Source organism: Arthrobacter humicola, assembly GCF_039531445.1.
GTDB classification, from domain to species: domain Bacteria; phylum Actinomycetota; class Actinomycetes; order Actinomycetales; family Micrococcaceae; genus Arthrobacter; species Arthrobacter humicola.
In genome coordinates this window covers 25173-35811 of record NZ_BAAAQB010000014.1, presented here as the reverse complement: position 1 = coordinate 35811, position 10639 = coordinate 25173, and the positions used below count along the sequence as shown (strand labels likewise).

Genomic DNA, 10639 nt, shown 5'->3' with positions numbered 1-10639 from the left:
AGCGGGTCAGATATGAAGGGAGTCACACCCCGGCGGTCCCGGAAAGCAGTCTGCCAACCAACCCCGGGCTGGTCACTACCCATTAGAGATATGAAGTGTGGTGGCCGTCTGACGTAGGACTGGAACCCCTGGTTCAAAGAGGTTCGTGGGTTGCCGGTCCAGGGGCCTGTTCCGCGATCTGGTGCGGGGTGTGGACTGGTAGAGCCACATTTGAACGTCTGGAGGTTCCAGTCATGAATAAGCGTACCTATGTCGGTTTGGATGTCCACGCACGCAGTGTCAAGGGTTGCGCGATCGACCGTGAGACCGGGGAGATTCTGCGCCAGAGTCTGGCCGCCAGCGATGCCGGGGTCACCGAATGGGTGTCCGGGTTGCCGGGCCCGGTCCTGGCCGTCTATGAGGCAGGCCCGACCGGTTTCGGTCTGGCCCGGTGCCTGAATGCGGCGGGGATCGAGTGTGTGGTGGCGGCGCCGTCCAAGCTCCAGCGTCCGTCCGGGGACCGGGTCAAGACTGATGCCCGGGATGCCGAGCATCTGGCCCGGCTGGCCCTGCTGGGCCAGATCACCCCGGTCCGGGTCCCGGGTCCCCGCCAGGAGGCGGCCCGGGATCTGGTGCGGGCCCGCGAGGACGTGCGGGCGGACCTGATGCGCGCCCGCCACCGGGTCTCGAAGCTCCTGCTGCGCCACGGCCTGGTCTATTCCGGCGGCCATGCCTGGACCGACGCCCACCACACCTGGCTGCACCGGCAACGGTTCGATGACCCGGCCCTCCAGGCCGCCTACGAGGCCGGCCTGGAGACGGCGGAGCTGACGCTGGACCGCCGAAACCGGTTGGATGCGAAGATCACCGCGATGGCGGCCACCGAGCCGTATGCCCCGGTGGTGCGGGCCCTGATGTGTCTGCGCGGGATCTCGGTGCTGACCGCCTTCGGCCTGGCGGTGGAGATCGGCGACTGGACCCGCTTCACCGGCTCCACCATCGGAGCGTATCTGGGTCTGGTCCCTTCGGAACATTCCTCCGGCGCCTCCCGGTCCCAGGGGGCGATCACCAAAGCGGGCAACACCCATGCCCGCCGGCTGCTGGTTGAGGCCGCCTGGCACCACCGCCGCCCCTACAGCAACCCCAGCCGTGAGATGCGAGCCCGATGGGACGCGGCCGACGAGGCGTCCCGGGTCCGCGGCCACCAGGGCAACCACCGGCTGCACCACAAGTGGGAGCAGTTCGAGGCCCGGCACAAACGCCGGGTCATCGCCGACGTCGCCGTCGCCCGCGAACTGGCCGGCTGGTGCTGGTCCCTTGCTGCCCCGGTCCAACAGGAACAGCCATGGACCGATGAATAGGCGTACCGTTCCCGGGCCTCCGACCAACGGCCCGGCAGCGTGGAGGAGACCCGCGAGCCGGCTATGGACAACCGGCCAACACCGGTGACGCCCGACATTGCTAGACCAGCGGCACCCCTCCAGCCGAACACCTCGTCCTGCGGTAACCAACCCGCGCATATCAGCATGACAGCGCTCACTCGTCGAAGATGACGCGCCAGCCAAGTGGGACGACGCCAGAGAACGGATACGAAAGAGCGGTCCAGGACAAACCAGCCCTGGACCGCTCACCCTTGCCCTCTTGACAGGCAACCCCTACATATCAGCCGGTGTAGGGGTCGGCGATGCCGATGTACTGGGTATAGAGGTATTCCTCGATGCCTTCCAGGCCGCCTTCGCGGCCCAGGCCGGACTGCTTGACGCCGCCGAACGGGGCGGCCGCGTTGGACACGACGCCGGCGTTCAGGCCGAGCATGCCGGTCTCGAGGCGTTCGCCCATCCGGAGGCCCCGGTTCAGGTCGCGGGTGAAGACGTAGGCGACCAGGCCATATTCGGTGTTGTTGGCTAGCCGGATGGCCTCGTCCTCGGTGTCGAAGGTGATGATCGGGGCGACGGGGCCGAAGATTTCCTCGGACAGGATCCGGGCGCCGTCGCGCACGTCGAGGAGAAGGGTGGGTTCGTAGAAGTAGCCTGGACCGTCAACCGGTGCCCCGCCCATGATGAGGACGGCTCCATCGCTCACCGCGTCGGTAACGAGTTCGTGGACCTTGTCCCGGCTCTTCGCATCGATGAGCGGTCCGACCTTGGACTCGGCCTCGGTGCCGCGGGCGGTGGTCATCTCCGCCATCTTCGCGGCGAACTTCTTCGCGAACTCCTGTGCGACGGACTCGTGCACGATGAACCGGTTGGCCGCGGTGCAGGCCTCGCCCATGTTCCGCAGCTTCGCCAGCATGGCACCGGCGACGGCGGCGTCGACGTCGGCGTCCTCGAACACGACGAACGGGGCGTTGCCGCCCAGCTCCATCGAGGTCCGGAGGACCGTCTCGGAGGCATCCGAGAGCAGCCGGCGGCCGACCTCGGTGGAGCCGGTGAAGGACAGCTTCCGCAGGCGCTGATCCTTGATCAGCGGCCCCGTCGTGGCGCCCGCGGTGGAGGTCGGGATGACGTTCAGGACACCGGCGGGCAGGCCGGCCTCGACCATCACGGCAGCGAACAGCTGGGAGGTCAGCGGGGTCAGGTTCGCGGACTTGAGCACCATGGTGCAGCCGGCCGCCACGGCGGGGGCGATCTTGCGGGTCGCCATGGCCAGCGGGAAGTTCCACGGCGTGATCAGCAGGCACGGGCCCACCGGCTTCTTGGTCACCAGCAGCCGGGATTTCCCGTCCGGGGAGACCGAGTAGCGGCCGAACGCACGGACGGCTTCCTCGGAGAACCAGCGCAGGAACTCAGCGCCGTAGGTGACCTCGCCGCGGGCCTCGGCCAGCGGCTTGCCCATTTCGAGGGTCATCAGCAGGGCGAAGTCCTCGGCCCGCTCGGTCACGAGCTCGAAGGCGCGGCGCAGGATCTCGCCGCGCTCCCGGGACGGGACCTTGGCCCAGGACTCCTGCGCGGCGGCGGCGGCGTCCAGGGCCGCCTTGCCGTCCTCGGGGCCGGCGTCGGCGATGCTGAGCAGCACCTGGCCGGTGGCGGGGTCCTCGACCTGGAAGGTCTTCCCGGACGCGGCCGGACGCCATTCGCCGTTGATCAGCAGGCCCGTCGGGACCGAGGCCAGCAAGGCCCTCTCCCGCTCCGCGGTAACAGTATTTTGTGCAGACATCTATGTCTCCGGATTCTTTGAAAGTGTTCGGGGGACTGCTCAGATGAGGATGGTGAGCGGGTTTTCCATGCGGTCTTTGAAGGCCTGCATCCATTGAGCGGCGACGGCGCCGTCAATGACCCGGTGATCGGCCGACAGGGTGCACGTCATCATGGTCGCCACTGCCAGCTCGCCGTTGACGACAATGGCACGGGGTTCGGCAGCGCCGACGGCGAGGATGGCCGATTGCGGGGGGTTGAGGATGGCCGAGAACTGTTTGGTTCCGAACATGCCCAGATTGGTTACCGAAAAGCTGCCGCCGGTGAGTTCTTCCTGACGGATTTTGCCCGCTTTGGCTCGTTCGACGAAATCACCGATTGTGGCGCTCACACTGCTGAGCGACCGGGAGTCGACGCCTCTCACCACAGGGGTGAGCAGGCCACCGTCGACGGCGATCGCGACAGAGATGTCGGAGGAGCTGTACTGGAGCTGTGCGTCGTCGGTCCAGATGACGTTCGCCGCCGGGACGTCTCGTAGCGCCAGCCCCGCGGCCTTGACAATGAGGTCATTGACGGTGATTTTTCGAGTCGACGATGCGTTGACTTGCTTGCGCAGAGCGAGGAGGTCGTCCATGCGCACATCGGCGGACAAGTAGAAGTGCGGAACGGTGCTCTTGGATTCGGTGAGGCGGCGGGCGATGGCACGACGCATCTTCGAGTGCTGAACTGATGTAACTCCCGGGGCCGCTTCCGCCGGTGCGGGCGTTACCGTCGGGGCGGCCTCCACGGGCTGAGTTGGTGCCTGGGTTGATTCTGGGCGGACCAACGCTGCCGCGGGGGCGCTGGCCTTGGTCGAGATGGCCTGTTCGACGTCGCGGCGGATGATCCTGCCACCCGGTCCGGTGCCGGTGATGGAGGTGACGTCCAGTTGGTTTTCCTTGGCCATGCGTCGGGCAAGGGGCGAGCTGAAGATGCGTCCGTTGTGGTCAGGGACCGTGGTCTGTTCCGGGCCCGGGGTATTGGACCGATTGTCGGTGCTGGTCGGCGCGACGACCGGGGTATTTGTTTCGATGGCCTCCGCGAGTGTGGTCTCAGCCGGAATGGCAGGACCGGACGCGGACGCTGCGTCGTCCGCTGTGGATCCCACGCTCTGGAGGAAAGATGCCACCTCGGCGTCAGAGTCGCCGGAGGCTTTAATAATGAGGATAGGCGCCCCGACGTCGACGCTGGTCCCTTCTTCCACGAGCAGCCGGGCTATGACGCCATCGGTTTCCGCCTCGATTTCGACGGTAGCCTTCTCGGTTTCAACTTCGGCGACGGCATCGCCGGCGGCGACGGTGTCCCCTTCCTTCTTGAGCCAGGTGGACAGCGTCGCTTCCATGGCGTTCGCCATGACTTCCGGCATGTTCATCAGTGCGGGCATTTCTTGTCTCCCAGTAATGTCTTTGGACGCAGGCCTAAAGGCCTTGGCCGTCTTTGATGGTCTGCAGCGCTGCGGCCACTTCAGGCTTCCCGGCGAAGGCTGCCCGTTCCAGGACCTTGGAGATGCTGGGGGACGCTTCGCCACCGGTGACGCGCTGGATTGGCTGGTCCAGGTAGTCGAAGTACCGGCGCTGGATCTCGTCGCTGAGCCAGCCGCCGTAGGAGGTGCCGAGGGCGCCTTGTTCGACGATAAGAATGTTGTTGGTCTTTTTAAGGCTTTCGCCGATGGTGTCCCAGTCGATGCTTGCCCGGTCAAGCCAACGCAGGTCAACGACGTCGGCGTCCGTGCCTGTTTCGACGACGGCGTCCATCGTCGGCTGGACCATCGCCCCGTAGGTGAGGATTGTCAGATCCTTTCCAGTGCGGCGAACGGCGGCCTTGCCGAAGGGAATTTGGTAGTCGAAGTCCTCGGCCGGCATCTTGCCGGCACCTGTGTAGAGATCGACGTGTTCGATGACAACGACTGGATCCTTAAGCGCCAGGGCGGCATTCATCAGCCCGATGTAGTCGAAGGGTGTGGAGGGAGCCACAATCCGCCACCCTGCCGACGTGGCGAAGATGCCGGCCGGATCCATCGAGTGCTGTGAGCCGTATCCGGTTCCCATAGCGACTTTGGAACGGAGCACGAGCGGCATTTCGCCGGTGCCACCGAACATGTGGCGGGCTTTGGCAATCTGGTTGAAAATCTGGTCACCGGCGACCCACATGAAATCCGCATACATGAACTCCACGACGGGTTTGAACCGGCCGTCCATTGCCATGCCGCCGGCCAGGCCGGCGAAGGCGTTTTCGCTGATCGGGGTCCCCAGCACCCGGTCCGGGTGGGAGTCTTTCAGGCCCCGGGTGGCGCCGTTCGTTCCGCCCTTGAGGCGGTGGACGTCCTCGCCCATAACGACGATGGACTTGTCGGCATCCATGCGCGCCTGCATGACCTCGGCCACGGCGTCGATGAATTTACCCTCCTTCAGGACCCCTGAGAAGGACGATTCTTCTTCGGTCCTGGCCGATTCCAGCTCTGAGAGGTCGCCTCGGATTCCGACATCAACGAAAGACGGGTCGGGCCACAGAGCGGGACGGATGCGGCGTTTACCGGCTTTACCGTCCGGGTCTTGTTCCGTGAGTTCGGCGACGGCGTGGCTGCAGGCGGCTTTGATCGTCTCGTTCATTGCCATGATGGAGGCATCGTCGAGGTGGCCGAGCTTCTTCAGTTCCGTGGCGACGCGGAGGATGGGGTCTCGATCGCGCCACGCTTTCTCTTCTTCCTTGCTGCGGTAGCCGAAGGCGCTGCCGGGGAAAGGCCCGTTCTGGTGGAAGTAGCGGTAGACCTCGGCTTCGATGACGGCCGGTCCTCCCCCTGAGCGCATGTGGTCGGTGGCTTGTTCCATAGCCAGGTGCACGGCCAGCGGGTCCATTCCGTCGACGCGCCAGGAGCGGATGCCGAAGCCGGGGCCGCGGCCGGAGAGGCGGGATTCGCCGGTCACCTCGGAGACATGCGTGGAGACGGCGTAGAGGTTATTTTCGATGAAGAAGCACAGCGGCAGTTTCCACGCGGCGGCGAGGTTCATGGTTTCCAGGACGGATCCGATGTTGGTGGCACCGTCACCGAAGTAAGAAACTGTGATGTCGCTTCCGGCATCTGCCGTGGCTGAGTGCTGTTGCGCCCAGGCATTGCCGGCGGCAAGGGGGACGCCGCCGCCGACGATGGCGTTGGTTCCCAAGGCCCCCGCTTCCATCCACTGCAGGTGCATGGATCCACCGCGGCCGTGGCTGAATCCCTGATCGAGGCCGAGGATTTCAGCAAGCGTCCGCTGGAGATAGGCCTGCACGTCCTGGGTGATCGGATTGGTGGGATCCATTCGCCCTCCGGTGCCGCGGGACAGATAAGCCAGGCCTTTGGCGAGGAACTGGTGGTGCCCGCGGTGGGATCCGTTAACGCCGTCGCCGGTCCGCAAGTCCACTACCGACCCGACGGCGCCGCCCTCCTGGCCGATGCTGGAGTGGGCGGGTCCGTGAACTAGGCCTTCGGCGGCGAGCTCGAGGACGGCTTCTTCGAAGGCGCGGATGATCTGCATCTGGACGAGCATGGTCTTGAGCAGGGCCGGGTCGGCTTTCTTCCAGTCCTGGTCGGTGGTGCTCAGCTCGACCCAGTCAACGTTGGGGGTCAGCGGTGTGCGGCGGGGCATAAGTTTCTCCACGGGTATTAAGTCGATGGGAGTGGCGTGATTCAGGTCACTCGTTAATTACGATACATCCATGATTGGATCCAATGCAACTGAAAATGACGCGGATGAATCCGGAAATAAGATCCAATGGAGAACTTGGAAGGTTAATTGGATCCAATCAAGAAGTCCGGTGGATGAGTGGGCATTTACCCGGCCATGAAGAGGCCGCCGTTGACATGGATGACTTCTCCGGCGACGAAGCTGGCAGCGGTGCTGCAGAGGAAGGCGCTGACGGTGGCAACTTCGGAGGCCTGGCCGTTGCGTCCCAGCGGGGTGCTGGATACGAGCTGCTCGCCACGGGTCCGCAGGAGGTCGCCGGTCATGCGTGTTTCGATGATTCCCGGAGAGATGGCGTTGACCCTTATCCGCGGGCCCAGCTCCAGGGTCAAGGTCTTGGTCAGGGAGATGATGGCCGCCTTGGTTGCGGCGTAGTGCGAGTGCCCGTAGCTGCCCCGGTGTCCGGCGAGCGAGGCGAAATTAACGATGGCTCCTCCGTCCCGCATGATGGGAAGGGCGCGTTTGAGGAGGAAGAAGACACCATCGAGGTTGATGGTCATGACCTGCCGCCACTGTTCATCCGTCATGGATTCCACCAGCTGCTCGGGATAGATGCCGGCAGCCGGCATGAGGTAGTCGACGCCTCCGAACCTGTCCTTGGCCAGTGCAAGGGCGGCGTCAATGTCAGCCACGGAGGATGAGTCCATCTTCATGATGGCGATTCGCTCGCCGGCGGGATCATGGCCAGCTGCGATGTCCTTGAGTGCGGCGTCGTCCATGTCCAGGAGAACGAGATTGGCACCGGCGTCGTAGAACAGAGCTGTGATTTCGCGGCCGATCCCTCCTGCCGCGCCGGTGAGCAGGAGGGTCTTGCCGGTGAAGTCGAAGCTAACAGTCATGGGAAGCCTTTCGTCGGGATTGGTGGGTGAGCCGGCAGGCGCGACTATGCGCTCCGCCGGGATTCGATGGCTTGGCGGAGGAAGTCAGCGGCGTTATCGATGGCTTGCTGACCGTCGGGCAGGATGGCGGCGAAGAGATGCCAGACGTGGAACATTCCCGGCCACACTTCGAGGGTGGTGCGGACGCGGCTTTCAGCCAGGTGGGTGGCCAGCCGCATTGCGCCGCTGAGCATGACCTCGTTTTCGCCAATCTGGACGAGTATGGGAGGTAGCCCGCTGACGTCTGCGAAGACGGGGGAGGCGTCGGGTGAGTTCGCTGGCGCGCCCGCGAGAAATGTCCGTGCCTGTACGTCAAGGGCATCCTTGGTGCAGAGGGGGTCGAGCCCGTGACGGGATGACATCGACGATCCGGTGTGTTCAAGATCGGCCCACGGTGAGATCGCAACGCCGCCAGCGGGCAGCGGAAGTCCGGCGTCACGGGCGTGGACCATGACCGACACTGTTAAGGACCCGCCTGCGGAGTCCCCGGCAAACACCAGCTGGTCGGGATCGTGCCCTTCGTCCAGCAGCCATTTGTAGACAGCAAGGCAATCCTCGATGGGGGTGGGGTACGCATGCTCGGGAGCCAGCCGGTAGTCCGGCAGTACGACTTTGGTACTCAAAGCCAGTGCAAGGCGTCCGCCCAGGCCGAGGTATCCGGCGGATGCCCCGAAAATGTAGGCGCCTCCGTGGAAGTAGACGAGGGTGCGCCCCTCAATAACCTCCGGAGGCATGATGACGGTGCCCGGCACTCCGCCCAGGTCCGCGTGTTCCACGATCAGGTTTTCGGGAACAGGGTGCCCTTTCAGCATGGTGACGTAGTTGTCCCTGAGCTCGTCGAGCGTCTGTGTTGCGGGATCCCCTTCGAGAATGGGGATGAGTTGGGCGAGGCTGTCGCCCCAGTCCTTGAGCCGCTCTGCGACCATGGCGTCGTTGCGCATGTTGTTCTCCTGCTGGGAAGGAAGCGGACGGTAAAGCGGATCAATGAATCCAATCGAGTCCGATAGAGGTCAACTATAGACATTTTGAGGCGATTTGTGGATAGATTGGATCCATTATTTGTTCGGCGGTTCAGCGGACCTGCTGAACGAGGCACCGAGGTGCGTCTGTCGAGAGCAACCCATGGAGGACATGCAATGTCGCAGAATCCCGTTCCACATTTGACTGAGCTGCTCGCCGGCTCGCCGAGTAACTGGGGAAAGTGGGGTGCCAACGATGAAGTCGGGGCACTCAACTATCTCGATGCCGGGCAGGTCCTTCGCGGCGCGGCGGAGATCCGGTCGGGGAAAACCTTCACGCTGCAGGTGCAGATTGGCCATCCCCATGGTGATCCGGCTTTTCCGGGTCCTCGCGGACCGGCGACACGGGTCAACATCATGGACAGGGGAAACTATCTGAGCGGCACGGGGACGGTCTTCCCCGGCGGTCTGGAGTTTGCTGACGACATGATCGTGATGTATCTGCAGGGTTCGAGCCAGTACGATGCGCTCGGCCATCTCTGGTACGGCGACCAGATCTACAATGGCTTCCCTGCCGAATCGACCAGCGGACGGATGGCGAAAGCCAGCGTCCTGCCGATCGCGGAAAAGGGTATCGCGGGCCGGGGCATCCTGCTGGACATGGCCCGCCACCGCGGCAAGGAATATCTGGACAAGGGGGAGACCTTTGACCACGAGGACTTGATGGCCGCGGCGGCGGCGCAGGGTTGTGAGATCCGCCCGCGCGACATCCTCCTGGTCAGGACCGGCTGGCTCGGCTACTTCTACTCAACACCGCGGGAGGAATTCTACGAAGGTTTTATCGAACCGGGCCTGACCTACAGCCCGGAACTCGTCGAGTGGTTCCAGAAAATGGAGATCCCCAATCTCGTCACCGACACCATCGCGAATGAGGTCACGACGGACCCGGTCTCCGGCGTCACACTGCCGCTGCACAATGCGTTGATGCGCAACCTTGGCGTCACCTTCGCCGAGATCATTGCCCTGGACGCCCTTGCCGCCGACTGCGCCGAGGACGGGCAGTACACCTTCCTCTACACCGCAGCTCCGCTGAAGGTTGTGGATGGCACCGGTGCTCCGGTCAATCCACTCGTGGTGAAATAGGACTCGACAGCTCCACAGGCCGGGTTGTGAGCCTGTGGCGCCCCGATCCTGCGGGCGCCGCAGGCGTTTCCTCTACCCGGCCTGGCCCTCTGATGTCGCGAAGATCCCTGGGTGGTTGGCCAGTTCAAGTCGTGTCCGGCGGATGTGTCCGAGCAGAACGCGTTCGGCTTCTTCGGTGTCACGACGGCGGATGGCTTCCATCAGCAGTTTGTGCTCACTCTCAATTATCCAGCGCCGGTTGTGGCCGATGATCTGGGCGAAGGCGCGTCGGTACTGCTGCGTCGTGTTCCAGAACCTCACGACCATGTTTTGGGCTGACGGCATCGGTGCCCCTGCATAACTGAGCAGATGGAACTCCCGGTCGAGTCGCAGGAATTTTTCAATGTCCTCATCATCTTCGATTGCATGCATCAGTTCCTCAAGCCTGCCGATGGTCTCCTCGGTCAGGTTGGGGATGCTTTCGGCCAGCAGCATCGGCTCCACGCGTTCGCGGATCTTGTAAATCTCCACGCACTCCTCAAGGTTGAGCCGGGAGACCCACGCACCGGAATTCGCTTTGAGTGTGACAAGCCCTTCAGATTCGAGTATTCGCAGGGCTTCGCGCACCGGCAGCCGGCTCGCGCCGAACTGTTCCGCGATCTCCTCCTGCCGAATCCTCTCGCCAGGCGCCAGCTCCCCCCGGAGGACAGCACCGTGCAGGCTGTCCGCAATTCTTTGGCTGGCTACTTCGCCGCGACTCACCATGGTCCAGTTCCCTCCATTGTTACAACGACAAATCTACCCGT

Annotated in this window: 8 protein-coding genes; 2 read left to right on the top strand and 6 right to left on the bottom strand. The window is 63.9% G+C overall.

The window, feature by feature from the left end:
• Positions 1-233 precede the first annotated feature (233 nt).
• Complete coding sequence (locus ABD243_RS06300; RefSeq protein WP_344363368.1) at positions 234-1340, top strand: IS110 family RNA-guided transposase; 1107 nt, start codon at positions 234-236, stop codon at positions 1338-1340.
• A 301-nt stretch (positions 1341-1641) separates the two neighbouring features.
• Here the strand turns inward: ABD243_RS06300 and ABD243_RS06295 are convergent, their stop codons facing one another.
• The 5 genes from ABD243_RS06295 to ABD243_RS06275 form a co-directional block, all read right to left on the bottom strand.
• Positions 1642-3135: an NAD-dependent succinate-semialdehyde dehydrogenase gene (locus ABD243_RS06295; protein WP_344363365.1), complete on the bottom strand. Its 1494-nt coding sequence runs from the start codon at positions 3133-3135 to the stop codon at positions 1642-1644.
• Between the two features lie 39 nt (positions 3136-3174).
• Positions 3175-4536: a pyruvate dehydrogenase complex dihydrolipoamide acetyltransferase gene (locus ABD243_RS06290; protein ID WP_344363363.1), complete on the bottom strand. Its 1362-nt coding sequence runs from the start codon at positions 4534-4536 to the stop codon at positions 3175-3177.
• A gap of 34 nt (positions 4537-4570) precedes the next feature.
• Positions 4571-6778, bottom strand: a complete 2208-nt coding sequence (locus ABD243_RS06285) for an alpha-ketoacid dehydrogenase subunit alpha/beta (RefSeq protein ID WP_344363359.1) — start codon at positions 6776-6778, stop codon at positions 4571-4573.
• A gap of 185 nt (positions 6779-6963) precedes the next feature.
• Entirely contained in the window at positions 6964-7713 is a 750-nt protein-coding gene (locus ABD243_RS06280) for an SDR family NAD(P)-dependent oxidoreductase (RefSeq protein ID WP_344363357.1), read from the bottom strand.
• Between the two features lie 44 nt (positions 7714-7757).
• Positions 7758-8693 carry an alpha/beta hydrolase gene (locus tag ABD243_RS06275; RefSeq protein ID WP_344363354.1) on the bottom strand — a complete coding sequence of 312 codons (936 nt, stop codon included), beginning with the start codon at positions 8691-8693 and terminating at the stop codon, positions 7758-7760.
• A 195-nt stretch (positions 8694-8888) separates the two neighbouring features.
• On the opposite strand from ABD243_RS06275, the gene ABD243_RS06270 reads away from it, so the two are divergent.
• On the top strand, positions 8889-9854 hold the full coding sequence (locus ABD243_RS06270; RefSeq protein WP_344363352.1) for a cyclase family protein: 966 nt from the start codon (positions 8889-8891) through the stop codon (positions 9852-9854).
• Between the two features lie 72 nt (positions 9855-9926).
• Here ABD243_RS06270 and ABD243_RS06265 read toward each other — a convergent pair whose 3' ends face one another.
• Complete coding sequence (locus ABD243_RS06265) at positions 9927-10598, bottom strand: GntR family transcriptional regulator (RefSeq protein WP_344363349.1); 672 nt, start codon at positions 10596-10598, stop codon at positions 9927-9929.
• Positions 10599-10639: the final 41 nt, after the last annotated feature.

What these genes read in the sequence shown, in the direction of transcription:
- ABD243_RS06300 (WP_344363368.1), top strand. Translation starts at nt 234, where the DNA reads ATGAATAAGCGTACCTATGTCGGTTTGGATGTCCACGCACGCAGTGTC.
- ABD243_RS06295 (WP_344363365.1), bottom strand. Translation starts at nt 3,135, where the DNA reads ATGTCTGCACAAAATACTGTTACCGCGGAGCGGGAGAGGGCCTTGCTG.
- ABD243_RS06290 (WP_344363363.1), bottom strand. Translation starts at nt 4,536, where the DNA reads ATGCCCGCACTGATGAACATGCCGGAAGTCATGGCGAACGCCATGGAA.
- ABD243_RS06285 (WP_344363359.1), bottom strand. Translation starts at nt 6,778, where the DNA reads ATGCCCCGCCGCACACCGCTGACCCCCAACGTTGACTGGGTCGAGCTG.
- ABD243_RS06280 (WP_344363357.1), bottom strand. Translation starts at nt 7,713, where the DNA reads ATGACTGTTAGCTTCGACTTCACCGGCAAGACCCTCCTGCTCACCGGC.
- ABD243_RS06275 (WP_344363354.1), bottom strand. Translation starts at nt 8,693, where the DNA reads ATGCGCAACGACGCCATGGTCGCAGAGCGGCTCAAGGACTGGGGCGAC.
- ABD243_RS06270 (WP_344363352.1), top strand. Translation starts at nt 8,889, where the DNA reads ATGTCGCAGAATCCCGTTCCACATTTGACTGAGCTGCTCGCCGGCTCG.
- ABD243_RS06265 (WP_344363349.1), bottom strand. Translation starts at nt 10,598, where the DNA reads ATGGTGAGTCGCGGCGAAGTAGCCAGCCAAAGAATTGCGGACAGCCTG.